Source organism: Sphingobium sp. FW305-3-2-15-F-TSA7 (assembly GCF_058787155.1).
Window position 1 is genome coordinate 75,414 of the sequence record NZ_JBYSZM010000033.1, and the last position, 14,574, is coordinate 89,987.

Below are 14,574 nucleotides of genomic sequence, written 5' to 3' on the forward strand. Positions count from 1 at the left end.
TGTCGCAAAGGGGCACGGCCGGACCGGCAGTCCCAGCACTCGGCTTGACAAATCCGGCGCGACTTTGTTGCCTCGGCGATATTGGAGGGAGCAACATGAACCGTCGGGATATACTGTGCGCCGGGGCTGCCATGTCGCTTGCCGGCCTGCCGCTGCTGCGATCCTCCCCTGCCCGCGCGAAAGCCGATGTCAGGAAGCTCTTCATCTATGGCGGGGACTTCAACACTGTCTTCACCCGTTATGCGGCGTCGCTCACGGGCAAGGAGAATCCCAGGATATGCTTCCTGCCGACGGCGTCCGGCGATGCGGCCGGCAATATCGTGCGATGGTTCGAATCCTGCGCCACGCTGCCGGTCAGGCCCTTTGTCCAACGTGCCTTCATCTCCTCCCACAACCAGAAGGAGTCCTTCGAAACGGTCTTTGCGGGCATGGACGCCATTCTGGTCGGCGGGGGCAACACGCTCAACATGATCGCCGTCTGGAAAGCGCAGGGCATCGACAAGGCGTTGAGGACGGCGTGGGACAATGGCGTCGTGCTGGGCGGCGGCAGCGCGGGTTCCCTATGCTGGTTCGAGCAGGGCACGACGGACTCGCGCCCGGGCGAACTGAGCACCGTCGACGGACTGGGCTTCATCAGCGGCAGCCACTGCCCACATTATGACGCGGAGGCGAGCCGCAGGCCACTCTACCATTCCAAGATCAAGAGCGGCGAGTTCAAGCCGGGCTATGCCTGCGACGATCGTGCCGGCATCTATTTCGAGAACGAGACCGTGAAACAGGTCGTCTCGCTCGATGAGAAGAGCAATGCCTATTATGTGTCGCGAAAGGATGGGGGCGCGATCGAGCGCGTGCTTCCCAAGCAGATCCTGAAGCCGTAGCGCTCAGCCCGATCGCGAACCGGAAGCGCTCGAGAAAGGCTCTGGGCGCGACATTCTCTGGATTTCAGGGGGTTTCAAGCGTGGTGGGCGCGGTAGGGATTGAACCTACGACCCCACCCGTGTGAAGGGTGTGCTCTACCACTGAGCTACGCGCCCACGCTTGGGCCCGGCCGATGAAGCGACCGGAGGCGGGTCCAATAGCGGCGCCCGATTGGACGCGCAACATGCCAGCCGAAAATTGACGATAAAAAAGGCGATGCCGGGACACCGCCTTTGCCTGACGCAGGGCGCCTGGACGATTTCCCGGTATAGGCCGGGCCGGCTTGGAGACGGCGGCAAAAAACCTTCCGCAAGGGCGGAAGCGCCAAACGCTTCCGCCAATCACGTCATTCAGGCTCTCTCCTTTCGGCCGACCCCGGTTTCGGATTTCGGACCCTTCGGTCCGAAACGATCAGGATCTTGCCGCCGGCATCAAGATCAGTTGACGGCGTCCTTCAGGCCCTTGCCGGCCTTGAACTTGGGCTGGCTCGACGCCTTGATGGCCATCGGCTCACCGGTACGCGGGTTGCGGCCCTGCGAAGCCTTGCGCTTGGAAACGGAGAAGGTGCCGAAGCCGACGAGGCGAACTTCGTCGCCCTTCTTCAGCGCACCGGAAATCGCGTCGAAAACGCCCTCAACGGCCTTGCTGGCGTCGCCCTTGCTCAGGCCCGATGCGTCGGCGACAGCGCCGATGAGCTCTTGCTTGTTCATGCCCTGGGAACCCCCTTATCACGTGGTTGGAATCAGTCTCCGGCGAATGCCGGCGCGTAGTTAAGGCGGACGATTTAAGACCTGTCAAAGCAAAAGCGCTGAAAACACGGGCGATAACCCCGTGAATCGTGGTTTTTTAGCGCCCGAATGCCCCTTTGAGGGATTTCGAGGCGGATGGAGCCGCCTGCCGACTCGGAAATCCCGTCAAACCGGGGAATTCGGACTCATTTCGGTTCGACCGGACCGGAACGAGTCTGGGGGGTCCAAGGCCGGTGGAATCACCCACCGGCCCGCGAACCACGGCAAACCAAGGACACGCCGAGCGATCCGGTTCGATCCGAACCGGACTGCCTCTAATGGCGCAAACCGTCCGCTTCCGGATGCCCCGGGGCCGGCGCTTGCGGGGGCTGGGCCGCCAGTTCGTCGGCTTCGGTCCAATCGATCGGCTCGATCGACTCGGTCAGCGCCAGCGCCAGCACCTCGTCGACATGCTTCACCGGTACGATCTTCAGCCCATCCTTGATGTTCTGCGGGATCTCCGCGAGGTCCTTTTCATTGTCGGCGGGGATGAGCACGGTGCTGATCCCGCCGCGCAATGCCGCAAGCAGCTTCTCCTTCAGACCGCCGATCGCCAGCACCCTGCCCCGCAGCGTCACTTCACCCGTCATCGCCACATCCTTGCGGACCGCGATGCCGGTGAGCGTCGAGACGATCGAGGTGACCATTCCGATGCCGGCGGACGGACCGTCCTTGGGCACAGCACCTTCGGGCAAGTGGATATGGATGTCCTTGCGCGAGAACAGGCTGGGCTTGATGCCATAGGATGGCGCACGCGCGCGGACGAACGAGAAAGCCGCCTGGATCGACTCGTTCATCACCTCGCCCAGTTTGCCGGTGGTCTTCACCACGCCCTTGCCGGGAACGGTGACCGCCTCGATCGTCAGCAATTCGCCGCCGACCTCGGTCCAGGCCAGGCCGGTGACCGCACCGATCTGATGCTCCTCCTCGCCAAGCCCGTGACGGAATTTCTGAACGCCGGCGAAGTCGGCGATATTGTCCTCGGTGATCGTGACGCTCGTCGCCTTGCCCTCGAGAATGCGGCGCAGCGACTTGCGCGCCAGCTTCGCGATCTCGCGCTCGAGCGTGCGGACGCCCGCCTCGCGGGTATAATGCCGGATCAGCGATCGCAGCCCGTCGGGCGCCAGCGTGAACTCGCCTTCCTTCAGACCATGCGCCTCGATCTGCTTGGCGATCAGGTGGCGCTGGGCGATCTCGACCTTCTCGTCCTCGGTATAACCCTCCAGCCGGATGATCTCCATGCGATCGAGCAATGGCTGAGGCAGGTTGAGCGAGTTCGCGGTGGTCACGAACATCACGTCGGACAGGTCGATATCGATCTCGAGATAATGGTCCTGGAACTTGTTGTTCTGTTCCGGATCGAGCACTTCGAGCAGCGCGGATGCCGGGTCGCCGCGGAAATCCTGCCCCAGCTTGTCGATCTCGTCGAGCAGGAACAGCGGATTGGACGTGCCGGCCTTTTTCAGGTTGGTCACGATCTTGCCCGGCAGCGAGCCGATATAGGTGCGCCGGTGGCCGCGAATCTCGGCCTCGTCACGCACGCCGCCCAGCGACTGACGGATGAACTCGCGCCCGGTCGCCTTGGCGATCGATTTGCCCAGACTGGTCTTGCCGACGCCCGGCGGACCGACGAGGCACAGGATCGGGCCCTTGAGCTTGTTGGTCCGCGCCTGGACCGCGAGATATTCGACGATCCGGTCCTTGACCTTCTCCAGCGCATAATGGTCCTCGTCGAGCACCTTCTGCGCCTGCGCGATATCCTTCTTCAGCTTGGACTTCTTGCCCCAGGGCAGGCCGAGCAGCACGTCGAGATAATTGCGCACCACCGTCGCCTCGGCGGACATCGGCGCCATCGTCTTGAGCTTCTTGAGCTCTGCGGTCGCCTTGGTCTTCGCTTCCTGCGAAAGCTTGAGCGTCGCGATCTTCTGGGTCAGCTCGGCGAGTTCGTCGCCCTCGCCTTCGTCGCCCTCATTGCCCAGCTCGCGCTGGATCGCCTTCAACTGCTCGTTGAGATAATATTCGCGCTGGGTCTTCTCCATCTGCCGCTTCACGCGGCTGCGGATCTTCTTCTCGACCTGGAGCACGCCGAGTTCGCCTTCCATGAAGGCGAACGCCATCTCCAGCCGGCGCGGAGGGTCGAGTTCGACGAGCAGCGCCTGCTTGTCGGAAACCTTGATCGAGATATTGGCCGCGATTGAATCCGCCAGCCGCGCCGCGTCCTCGATTTCGCTCAGTTGCACGGCGGTCTCGGCCGGCAGCTTCTTGTTGAGCTTGGCGTAATTCTCGAACTGTTCGACCACCGAGCGCATCAGCGCCTGGAGCTCGGTATCCTTCTCGGTCGCGCGATCCTCGATCGGCGTCACCGTCGCGACCGCATGGCCGGCCGTCGATTCGAAGGATTCGAGCGTCGCACGCTGCTTGCCTTCGACAAGCACGCGAACCGTGCCGTCGGGCAGCTTGAGGAGCTGAAGGACAGTGGCGATCACGCCCAGATCGTACAGATCGTCGCGGCCGGGATCGTCCTCGGCCGGATCGAGCTGGGCGACGAGGAAGATCTCCTTGTCCGATTCCATCGCCTTTTCGAGCGCCACGACCGATTTGTCGCGGCCGACGAACAGCGGCACGATCATGTGCGGGAACACGACGATGTCGCGCAGGGGCAGGACAGGATAGGACTTGGTCATGGAGACTCCGGTGAACACGTAGCACCTATATGGGCGCACCATGTCGCAGGATCAATGAATCCGGCGGCACGCTCTGCGCGGCGACCGCGTCGTCGAGCGCGGTCAATGCTTGGACTGCGTCATCCTGTCGACATAGGCGATGCCGATCGCCGACGCGATGAAGCACATATGGATGATGGTCTGCCACATCACCCCGGTCTCGGTCACCCGGCTGGTGGCGGTGCCGAGCGCGCCGGCCTCGATGAAGGTGCGCAGCAGGTGGATCGACGAAATGCCGATGATCGCCATCGCCAGCTTCACCTTGAGCACGCCGGCATTCACATGGCTCAGCCATTCGGGCTGGTCGGGGTGCCCCTCCAGCCGCAACCGCGACACGAAGGTCTCGTAACCGCCGACGATCACCATCACCAGCAGGTTGGAGATCATCACGACATCGATCAGCCCGAGCACGACCAGCATGATCTGCTGCTCGCTGAACTCCCAGGCGTGCAGCACCAGATGCTTCAGTTCCTTGAGGAACAGGAACACATAGACGCATTGCGCGACGATCAGGCCGACATAGAGCGGCAATTGCAGCCAGCGAGAGCTGAAGATCAGCGCCGGCAAGGGGCGAAGCCGCACGGTTTCGCTCCGGTCGCTCATGGTTCGTCCAGTCATTGCTTATCGTGAAACGAAGAAATCAGGCGGCGTCGCCCGCCTTCTTCTCCTTCTTGGCGAAGACCCGGACGGGTTCCTTGCGGCCCTCGACCACGTCCTTGTCGATCATCACCTCGTCGACGCCGTCCATGCCGGGCAGGTCGAACATGGTGTCGAGCAGGATCGCCTCGAGGATCGAGCGGAGGCCGCGCGCGCCGGTCTTGCGTTCGATCGCCTTCTTGCCGACCGAAACCAGAGCGTCGTCGGTGAAGCCGAGCTTCACTTCCTCCATCTCGAACAGCTTCTGATATTGTTTGACCAGGGCGTTCTTCGGCTCCGACAGGATCTTCACCAGCGCGTCGATGTCGAGATCCTCGAGCGTCGCGATGACGGGCAGACGGCCGACGAATTCGGGGATCAGGCCGAATTTCAGCAGATCCTCGGGCTCGGTCTGGCGCAGCACCTCGCCGGTGCGACGTTCCTCGGGCGCGGCGACATAAGCGCCGAAGCCGATCGACTTGCCCTGGAGGCGATCGCCAATGATCTTTTCGAGGCCCGAAAAGGCGCCGCCGCAGATGAACAGGATGTTGGTCGTGTCGACCTGCAGGAATTCCTGCTGCGGATGCTTGCGCCCACCCTGGGGCGGCACGCTCGCGGTGGTGCCTTCCATCAGCTTGAGCAGCGCCTGCTGCACGCCCTCGCCTGACACGTCGCGGGTGATCGACGGATTCTCCGCCTTGCGGCTGATCTTGTCGATTTCGTCGATATAGACGATGCCGCGCTGCGCCCGCTCGACATTATAGTCGCTGGCCTGGAGCAGCTTGAGGATGATGTTCTCGACATCCTCGCCGACATAGCCGGCTTCGGTCAGCGTCGTCGCATCCGCCATGGTGAAGGGGACGTCGAGGATGCGCGCCAGCGTCTGCGCCAGCAAAGTCTTGCCCGAGCCGGTCGGGCCGACGAGCAGGATGTTCGATTTGGCCAGCTCGACATCGGCGCCCTTCTGGCCGTGGTTGAGCCGCTTATAGTGGTTGTGCACCGCCACGGAGAGCACGCGCTTCGCCTGCTTCTGGCCGATCACATAATCGTCCAGGAATTCGCAGATCTCCTGCGGCGTCGGCACGCCGCCGTCCTTCTTGGAAACGAGCGCGGTCTTGGTCTCTTCACGGATGATGTCGTTGCAGAGATCGACGCACTCGTCGCAGATGAACACGGTCGGGCCGGCGATGAGCTTCCGCACTTCGTGCTGCGACTTGCCGCAGAACGAGCAGTACAGGGTGCTTTTGGAATCGCCGCCACTCAATTTCGTCATGTACTCGTCCTTCGGACCCGCATGGCGGATCTTTGCTACTTCCCGGTCATCCTAGACCGCGTTGCTTCTATCCGACAATGCCGAATTTTCCGTTTCCATCGACGCTCGAGCCGCTGGGCCATCACGCTTTCGGCGGAAACGCCACGCGCTTCCGCCAAAAGCGATCCAACGTCAGGCCGCGCTCGAGCCCGAATCCTCCGACGGCATCGGACGCTTGTCGAACACTTCGTCGATCAGGCCGAAGGCCTTGGCCTCGTCCGACGACATGAACTTGTCGCGCTCCATCGAGCTCTCGATGATCTCCAGCGGCTGGCCGGTATATTTCGCGTAGAGCTCGTTCATCCGGTGCCGGATGCGCAGGATCTCGCGCGCCTGGATCTCGATATCGGTCGCTTGGCCCTGCGCACCGCCCGAGGGCTGGTGGATCATGATGCGCGAATTGGTCAGCGCCATGCGCATGCCCGGCTCGCCGCTGGCGAGCAGGAAGCTGCCCATCGAGGCCGCCTGGCCGATGCAGACCGTGCCGACGCGCGGCCGGATATATTGCATGGTGTCGTGAATCGCCATGCCCGCCGTCACCACGCCGCCCGGCGAGTTGATGTACATGTAGATGTCCTTTTTCGGATTCTCCGACTCAAGGAACAGGAGCTGGGCAGTGATGAGCGACGCCATATGGTCCTCCACACCGCCGGTCACGAACACGATCCGCTCGCGCAGCAGGCGCGAATAGATGTCGAAGCTGCGCTCGCCGCGGTTCGACTGCTCGATGACGATGGGAACGAGTGCGTCGTGGATCTGGCCGTTTTCAAACGGATTGTTCATGGGAATCTCATATCCTTTGCCCGTAAGGCTCATTGCCTAGGCTTTTAGATCGGGTGAAGGCAAGCCGCCTTCAAGGGTCCGGCGACGTGCGAACGAAACGCGCGGCGTCAAGGGGCGATATCGGCGGTCACAGCCGGGAATGCGAGATAGGCGAGCCGGCGAACCTCGCGGCGGCCGCGCACCACCGTATCGAGGATCAGCCCGCACATCACGTTGAGCGACGCAAGCGTGATCAGACCGGTGCACAGGATCGCCGTCGGCAGCCGCGGCACGAGGCCGGTCTGCGCATAGGTGATCGCAAGCGGGACGGCGAGGACCAGCGCGAGCAGCGCAACCACCGCGCCGATCAGGCCGAAGAACAGGACCGGCCGCTCGATTCGGAACAATGTCGCGATGGTGTTCAGGATCCGCCAGCCGTCGCGATAGGTCGACAATTTGGACACCGACCCTTCGGGGCGCGCGCCATAGGCGGTGACGACCTCCGCGACCGGCATGCGCAGTTCGAGCGCATGGACGCTGATCTCGGTCTCGATCTCGAAACCCGCCGACAGCACCGGGAAACTCTTCACGAACCGTCTTGAAAATACCCGGTAACCCGATAGAATATCACTGAAAGTCCGCCCGAATATCCAGGCGAGTATCCCGGTGAGCATCGCGTTGCCGAACCGGTGGCCACGACGATAGGCCTCTTCGAGTTCGGATTTGCGCGCGCCGACGACCATGTCGAGCTGTTCGTCGACGAGTCGTGCGACCAGCCGCGGCGCGGCCGGCGCATCATAGGTCGCGTCGCCATCGGCCATCACATAGATGTCGGCATCGACATCGGCGAACATGCGGCGGACGACATTGCCCTTGCCCTGCATCCGCTCGGTCCGGACGATCGCCCCGGCCGCGCGTGCGACCTCGACCGTCCGGTCGCTGCTGTTATTGTCGTAGACGTAGATGGTCGCACCGGGCAGCGCGGCGCGAAAGCCGTCGATCGTCTGCACGATCGCGGCTTCCTCGTTATAACAGGGCAGCAGCACGGCGACGCGCAGCCCGGCCGGCAGGCCGTCCCGTCCGGCAGCCCTGCTCGCCCCGTTCGCCATGGTCCAGCGCTCCGGTGTCGTTTACTTCTTCGCCGCCGGCTTCTTGGCAGCGGGCTTCTTCGCGGGCTTGTCCTCCGCCGGCGCTTCAGCCTCGGCTTCGGCGGCCGGCTTCTTGGCGGCAGCCGCCTTCTTCGCCGGCTTCGGCTTCTCGGCGGGCGCCTCGGCCTCTTCGGTCTTCACCGCTTCGGTCTTGGCGGCCTCGGGCTTGGCCTCGGCCTTCTTCGCCGCCTTTTTGGGTTTGGCGGCGTGATCATGGTCGTGATGGTCATGGCCGCAGCCGGGACCATGGACATGGCCGTCATCCTCGGCCTCGATCGCGGCTTCCAGTTCCTCACGGCTCACGCTGCGGTCGCTGATCTCGGCCTTGTCGAACAGGAAGTCGACGACCTTGTCCTCATAGAGCGGCGCGCGAAGCTGCGCGGCGGCCATCGGCTCCTGCTGGATGAACTGGATGAAGCGCTCGCGCTGATCGGCGGGATATTGCTGCGCGGCCTGACCGATCAGGCGATTCATCTCCTGCCCGGTCACTTCGACGCCGTTCGCCTGGCCGATCTCGGACAACAACAGGCCCAGGCGGACGCGACGCACGGCGATCGCGCGATAATCGTCCTTCTCGGCTTCCATTTCCTTGATCGCGGCCGCGGGATCTTCCTCATGGCTCGCTTCATGCTCGAGCTGGGCCCAGATCTGGTTGAATTCGGCCTCGACCATCGAGGGCGGCACTTCGAAATCATGGCTCTCGGCGAGCTGGTCGAGCAGCTTGCGCTTCATATGGGTGCGCGTGAGGCCGTTATTCTCCTGCTCGAGCTGCCCCTTCAGCAGGCCGCGGAGCTGTTCGAGGCTTTCCAGCCCCAGCGACTTGGCGAAATCCTCGTCGGCCTTGGCTTCCTTGGGAACGCGGACCTCGTTGATCACCAGATCGAAGGTCGCAGCCTTACCCTTGAGAGTCTCGGCGGTGTAATCCTCGGGGAACGTGACCTCGATGGTCTTCTCGTCATTGGCCTTCACGCCGACGAGCTGATCCTCGAAGCCCGGAATGAGCCGGCCCGAACCGATCTCGACCGACATGCCTTCGCCGGTGCCGCCATCGAATGCGACGCCATCGACCTTGCCGACGAAATCCATGACGACCAGGTCGCCTTCCTTCGCCTTGTGGCTCTTGGGCGCTTCGTCGAACTGCTTGTTCTGGCTGGCGAGCTGATCGACTGCTGCGTCGACCTGCGCGTCGGCGACCTCGATGGTCAGCCGCTCGAGCTTGAGGCCCTCGATCGAAGGCGTGGGCACCTGCGGCAGCACTTCGAGCGCGACCTTCACCTCGGCATCCTTGCCGGGCTCATAGCCTTCGTCGAGCTCGACCGAAGGCTGCATCGCGGGACGCAGCTTGTTGTCGGCGAGAAGCTTCTGGACGCCTTCCTGAATTGAGGTGTTGAGCGCGTCCTGCGCCAGCGACTCGGCGTGCATCTTGCGGACAAGATTGGCGGGCACCTTGCCGGGGCGGAAGCCGGGCATGCGCACCTGCGGCGCCACGCGCTTCACTTCCTGCTCGACGCGCGCGTCGATGTCCTTGGCCGTGATGGTCAGCGTGTAAGCGCGCTTCAGGCCCTCGTTCAACGTCTCGACAGTCTGCATCTCTCTTCAAACGCCTTCATGATCTGGAATCTCTGAACCGACCCGTCGCCCGGGAGCGGAGACTGGTGCGGGCGAAGGGACTCGAACCCCCACATCTTGCGATACTGGAACCTAAATCCAGCGCGTCTACCAGTTCCGCCACGCCCGCTAGGACTCCGCCGGTCGGCGGCGTCTATAGCAGGGAGTGCCGCAAGGGCAAGCGCGGCGTCAGGAGACCAGGGCGAGACGCGGCTGTTCGGCGGTGCGCAGCGCGACCGCGAGGATTCCCGGCAGCACCTCGATCCGCGCGGCAAGCTCGGCATCGAGCAGATAATCGCGCCCCAGCCGCACCGTCGCCGCCGCGCCGCCATCGAGCCGCGCCTGCAGCACCAGTTCGCCGCGTCCGCCGCGATATCCCTCGAGCAATGCCGCCAGCGCCCCGATTCCCGCGGAATCCTCCATCGTCACCTCGACGACCAGCCGGGCATTGCCGGCAAGCTGCTCGAAGGGCTGAATCCGCTTCACCGTCACGCGTGGCGTTTCCTCGCCCGGACGCCGGTCGAGCTCGACCGAGAGCAGCCCGCAACCGCCCTCGCGTGCGGCCTCCTCCAGATCCTTGGCGATCTCGTCGTCGAAACAGGTGGCGATGAACTGGCCGGATGCGTCGGAACAGGTCGCCATCAAATAGCGCCGCCCGCGCGCCGAGGTCCGCCAGCGCGCATCCTCGATCAGCCCGGCCATCGTCGCGCCGGTACGGCTGCCGTCGGCGGGCGCGATCTGGGCGCATAGAGCGGCATAGCTGCGCGCGCCCTGCGCCGCGGCGAGATGGCTGTAGCGATCGACGGGATGCGCCGAGAAATAAAAGCCGAACGCCTCCTTCTCCTGCGCCATGCGATCGGCCAGCGACCAATGCGCGCTCTGCGGAAGCTGGATCGCGGAGGCCCGCGCCTCGCTGCCGCCGAACAGGCCGTGCTGGCCGCTCGTACGGCTTTCCGCGGCATGCGATGCGACCGCCAGGATCGTTTCCGCCACCGCATGGACGCCCGCGCGATCGGGGTTGATCGAATCGAACGCCCCCGCCCCCGCCAGGCTTTCGATCTGGCGACGATTGATCAGACGCGGATCGACCCGATTGGCGAAATCGTCGAGCGTGGCATAGATGCCCTCCGCGCTGCGCTCGGCGATCAGCGTTTCCATCGCCTTTTCGCCGACGCCCTTCAACGCCGCGAGCGCATAGCGCACCGCAAGCCCGTCCGGCGTTTCCTCGACATCGAATTCGGCCTGGCTCGCATTGATGCAGGGCGGCAGATAGGTGACGTCCATCCGCCGCATATCCTCGACGAAGATGCCGAGCTTGTCGGTCAGCGCCATGTCGAAGCACATCGATGCGGCGAAGAATTCGTGCGGATGATGCGCCTTGAGCCAGGCGGTCTGATAGGCGAGCAGCGCATAGGCGGCCGCGTGGCTCTTGTTGAAGCCATAGCCGGCGAACTTGTCGATCAGGTCGAACAGCTCATTGGCCTTGGCTGCCTCAATACCGTTGACGCTCTTGCAACCCTCGACGAAGCCCACGCGCTGCGCGTCCATCTCCGCCTTGATCTTCTTGCCCATCGCGCGGCGGAGCATGTCGGCGCCGCCCAGGCTGTAGCCGGCCAGGATCTGCGCGGCCTGCATCACCTGTTCCTGATAGACGAAGATGCCGTAGGTTTCGGACAATATCCCTTCGAGCAAGGGATGCGGATATTCGATCTGTTCACGACCGTTCTTGCGCGCGCCGAACATCGGAATATTGTCCATCGGGCCGGGCCGGTAGAGCGAAACGAGCGCGATGATGTCGCCGAAATTGGACGGCCGCACCGCCGCCAGCGTCCGACGCATGCCTTCGGATTCCAGCTGGAACACGCCGACCGTGTCGCCGCGCTGGAGCAGCTTGTAGACGCCTTCATCGTCCCATTCGAGCGTATCGAGTTCGACCTTCACGCCACGCTTGGCGAGCAGTTGCACCGCCTTTTGCAGCACCGACAGCGTCTTGAGGCCGAGAAAGTCGAACTTCACCAGGCCGGCGCCCTCGACATATTTCATGTCGAACTGGGTGACCGGCATGTCCGAGCGCGGATCGCGATACAGCGGCACCAACTGGTCGAGCGGACGGTCGCCGATCACAACGCCGGCGGCGTGGGTCGAGCTGTGGCGCGGCAACCCCTCCAGCTTCATCGCAAGATCGACCAGGCGCCTCACCTGGGTGTCGGTCTCATATTCGTGCCGGAATTCAGGGACCCCGCCCTTCTCCATCGTCCGTTCCAGCGTCCATGGATCGGTCGGATGGTTGGGAACGAGCTTCGCCAGCCGGTCGACCTGGCCATAGCTCATCTGGAGCACGCGGCCGGTGTCCTTGAGCACGGCGCGCGCCTTCAGTCGCCCGAAGGTGATGATCTGGGCGACGTGATCGCGACCATATTTCCGCTGCACGTAGCGGATCACTTCCTCTCGCCGGGTTTCGCAGAAGTCGATGTCGAAGTCCGGCATCGAGACGCGCTCGGGATTGAGGAAACGCTCGAACAGCAAACCGAGCTTTAGCGGGTCGAGATCGGTGATGGTCAGCGCCCAGGCAACGACCGAGCCCGCGCCCGATCCACGACCGGGCCCCACCGGAATATCCTGTTCCTTCGCCCATTTGATGAAGTCCGCGACGATCAGGAAATAGCCGGGAAATCCCATCTGGACGATGACGTCGAGCTCGAAATCGAGCCGCGCCGTATAGGCCTTGCGCGCATCGTCATCGGCAATGCCCGCCTTTTCCAGCCGCATGGCAAGGCCGGCATGCGCATCCTCGCGCAGCTTCGTCGCCTCACCTTCGCGGTCGCCGGCAAGGCTCGGCAGGATCGGGCTGCGCTTGGGCGCCATCACTGCACAGCGCTGCGCGACGACCAAAGTGTTCGCCAACGCCTCGGGCAGATCGTCGAACAGCAGCTTCATGTCCTTGGCGGGCTTCATCCACGCATCGGGCGAACTTTTGCGGCGGTCCTCGCTCTCGACATAGGACGAACCGGCGATGCAGAGCATGGCATCGTGCGCGGCGTGGAAATTCTCGTCGGCGAAGCAGGACGGATTGATCGCGACCAGCGGCAGGTCGCGCGCATAGGCCAGATCGAGCAGATGCGGCTCCGCCTTGCCTTCGATCTCGTCGAGCCGGCGGACGATCTCGATATAGAGCCGGTCGGGGAACAGCGCCTGCAGCCGGTCGGCATAAGCCATCGCCCGATCCATCTGCTCTTCGGCGAACAGGCGGGTCAATCCCCCCTCATTGCCCGCGGTCAGGGCGATCAGCCCGTCCGTCGCGCCCTCCAGCGCCTCGAAACGGACATGGGCCTGCTGCTCGACCGGGCGATCGAGGTGCGCGGCCGAAACCAGCGCGCAGAGATTGTCATATCCCGCCTCGTCCTGCGCATAGAGCGCCAGCCAGTCGAAAATCGGTTCGACGCCATCGGGCATGTCGGGCCGTGCGACGCACAGCATCGCGCCGATGATCGGCTGCACGCCCGTGCCCTTGCACGCATCGGAATAGGCCATTGCGGCATAAAGGCCGTTGCGATCGGTCAGTGCGGCGGCCGGAAAGCCGAGTTCACGCGCGCGCTTCGCGATCGCCTTGGGTTCGATCGCCCCTTCCAGCATCGTGTAGGAGGAAAAGATGCGCAGGGGGACGAACGGGGTGTGAGCCATGGGTCAGCTTAACCACGCCAGCGCGATTCGGAAAACCGCCAACTCCCCCGAACCGGGATTACAGCAGCGCCTCTATGTCTTTTTCCAATGATTCCGGCTTGTCGGTCGGCGCGTAGCGCTTCACCGGCTTGCCGTCGCGACCGACGAGGAACTTGGTGAAGTTCCATTTGATCGCCTTGCTGCCCATCAGCCCCGGCCTGGCGGCCTTGAGATAGTCGTAAAGCGGGTCCGCGCCCGAACCGTTGACCTCGATCTTGGCCATCAGCGGAAAGCTGACATCATAGGTCAGCGAACAGAAATTCGCGATCTCCTCGGCATTTCCGGGCTCCTGGCCACCGAACTGGTTGCAGGGAAAGGCCAGTATCTCGAACCCACGGTCGCGATATTTGCGATACAGCGCTTCCAGCCCGGCATATTGCGGGGTGAAACCGCATTTTGACGCGACATTGACGATCAGCAGGACCTTGCCTGCATAATCCGCCAACGCCTTTTCGGCGCCGCCGGGCAAAGCGACGGTAAAATCGGCAACTCCGGTCATTGCGTCTTCCTTGGCCTGTAGGTGAAATCGAATGCGGGCGACCAGTTCTTGCCGCCGTCGCGCGAATCCTCGCCGATCTGGCGAACCGTCCCGCGCTCGGGATAAAAGGTCATGCGCTGCAGAAAATCCTTCTCCGGCCCCTGGCGGCTCCGCCACAACCCGGTCAGCACCATCCTGCCATTCTCCAGCCCGCCCGCGAACTCCACCCGCGCGCCCGACGAATCGATCCAGCTCTGCTTCCACACCCTGTCGCGCTGATCATAGCTGTTGAGGCTGCCGCCGCTCAGCATGGTGAAGGGCTGCCAATTCTCGCGGATGCCGCAGCCATTATAGACCGGCTCGATCGTGCTGCCGCCGAGCATCTCGTCGGGCCTGGCGGTGTTGAACACCGACCATTCGCCGATCCAGAAATCGAACTGGCGATATTCGGCCGCGGTGCAATTGGCGGGAAGGCTGGCGG

General features: G+C 63.5%; 11 protein-coding genes and 2 tRNA genes. 1 reads left to right on the forward strand and 12 read right to left on the reverse strand.

Going from position 1 to position 14,574, the window contains the following annotated elements:
- The first annotated feature begins 95 nt into the window (after positions 1-95).
- Entirely contained in the window at positions 96-878 is a 783-nt protein-coding gene (locus tag AC3WN8_RS23025; RefSeq protein WP_492671828.1) for a Type 1 glutamine amidotransferase-like domain-containing protein, read from the forward strand.
- An 81-nt stretch (positions 879-959) separates the two neighbouring features.
- Here the strand turns inward: AC3WN8_RS23025 and AC3WN8_RS23030 are convergent.
- From AC3WN8_RS23030 to AC3WN8_RS23085, 12 genes are all read right to left on the reverse strand, one after another.
- Positions 960-1,034 (reverse strand) — tRNA-Val (locus AC3WN8_RS23030).
- A 321-nt stretch (positions 1,035-1,355) separates the two neighbouring features.
- Positions 1,356-1,628 (reverse strand): HU family DNA-binding protein, encoded by a 273-nt coding sequence (locus AC3WN8_RS23035; protein WP_222990048.1) that lies wholly within the window; start codon positions 1,626-1,628, stop codon positions 1,356-1,358.
- Between the two features lie 353 nt (positions 1,629-1,981).
- Positions 1,982-4,390, reverse strand: coding sequence for an endopeptidase La (gene lon, locus AC3WN8_RS23040; protein ID WP_492671829.1), 2,409 nt, complete (start codon positions 4,388-4,390; stop codon positions 1,982-1,984).
- A gap of 102 nt (positions 4,391-4,492) precedes the next feature.
- Complete coding sequence (locus AC3WN8_RS23045) at positions 4,493-5,032, reverse strand: TIGR00645 family protein (protein WP_492671830.1); 540 nt, start codon at positions 5,030-5,032, stop codon at positions 4,493-4,495.
- 37 nt (positions 5,033-5,069) lie between these two features.
- Positions 5,070-6,338, reverse strand: a complete 1,269-nt coding sequence (clpX, locus tag AC3WN8_RS23050) for an ATP-dependent Clp protease ATP-binding subunit ClpX (protein ID WP_492671831.1) — start codon at positions 6,336-6,338, stop codon at positions 5,070-5,072.
- Between the two features lie 171 nt (positions 6,339-6,509).
- Positions 6,510-7,160, reverse strand: a complete 651-nt coding sequence (gene clpP / locus AC3WN8_RS23055) for an ATP-dependent Clp endopeptidase proteolytic subunit ClpP (protein WP_492671832.1) — start codon at positions 7,158-7,160, stop codon at positions 6,510-6,512.
- A gap of 107 nt (positions 7,161-7,267) precedes the next feature.
- On the reverse strand, positions 7,268-8,248 hold the full coding sequence (locus AC3WN8_RS23060; RefSeq protein WP_492671833.1) for a glycosyltransferase family 2 protein: 981 nt from the start codon (positions 8,246-8,248) through the stop codon (positions 7,268-7,270).
- Between the two features lie 21 nt (positions 8,249-8,269).
- Positions 8,270-9,877 carry a trigger factor gene (tig, locus tag AC3WN8_RS23065; RefSeq protein WP_492671834.1) on the reverse strand — a complete coding sequence of 536 codons (1,608 nt, stop codon included), beginning with the start codon at positions 9,875-9,877 and terminating at the stop codon, positions 8,270-8,272.
- Between the two features lie 63 nt (positions 9,878-9,940).
- Positions 9,941-10,025, reverse strand: a tRNA-Leu gene (locus AC3WN8_RS23070).
- Between the two features lie 59 nt (positions 10,026-10,084).
- Positions 10,085-13,576 carry a DNA polymerase III subunit alpha gene (dnaE, locus tag AC3WN8_RS23075; RefSeq protein ID WP_492671835.1) on the reverse strand — a complete coding sequence of 1,164 codons (3,492 nt, stop codon included), beginning with the start codon at positions 13,574-13,576 and terminating at the stop codon, positions 10,085-10,087.
- A 58-nt stretch (positions 13,577-13,634) separates the two neighbouring features.
- Complete coding sequence (locus AC3WN8_RS23080) at positions 13,635-14,114, reverse strand: glutathione peroxidase (protein ID WP_492671836.1); 480 nt, start codon at positions 14,112-14,114, stop codon at positions 13,635-13,637.
- Positions 14,111-14,574, reverse strand: a 464-nt coding sequence (locus tag AC3WN8_RS23085) for a hypothetical protein (RefSeq protein WP_492671837.1), incomplete at its 5' end; no start/stop codon positions are given. The genes AC3WN8_RS23080 and AC3WN8_RS23085, both read right to left, overlap by 4 nt.

Coding starts and splice junctions, on each gene's coding strand:
- AC3WN8_RS23025 (WP_492671828.1), top strand. CDS start 96: ATGAACCGTCGGGATATACTGTGCGCCGGGGCTGCCATGTCGCTTGCC.
- AC3WN8_RS23035 (WP_222990048.1), bottom strand. CDS start 1,628: ATGAACAAGCAAGAGCTCATCGGCGCTGTCGCCGACGCATCGGGCCTG.
- lon (WP_492671829.1), bottom strand. CDS start 4,390: ATGACCAAGTCCTATCCTGTCCTGCCCCTGCGCGACATCGTCGTGTTC.
- AC3WN8_RS23045 (WP_492671830.1), bottom strand. CDS start 5,032: ATGAGCGACCGGAGCGAAACCGTGCGGCTTCGCCCCTTGCCGGCGCTG.
- clpX (WP_492671831.1), bottom strand. CDS start 6,338: ATGACGAAATTGAGTGGCGGCGATTCCAAAAGCACCCTGTACTGCTCG.
- clpP (WP_492671832.1), bottom strand. CDS start 7,160: ATGAACAATCCGTTTGAAAACGGCCAGATCCACGACGCACTCGTTCCC.
- AC3WN8_RS23060 (WP_492671833.1), bottom strand. CDS start 8,248: ATGGCGAACGGGGCGAGCAGGGCTGCCGGACGGGACGGCCTGCCGGCC.
- tig (WP_492671834.1), bottom strand. CDS start 9,877: ATGCAGACTGTCGAGACGTTGAACGAGGGCCTGAAGCGCGCTTACACG.
- dnaE (WP_492671835.1), bottom strand. CDS start 13,576: ATGGCTCACACCCCGTTCGTCCCCCTGCGCATCTTTTCCTCCTACACG.
- AC3WN8_RS23080 (WP_492671836.1), bottom strand. CDS start 14,114: ATGACCGGAGTTGCCGATTTTACCGTCGCTTTGCCCGGCGGCGCCGAA.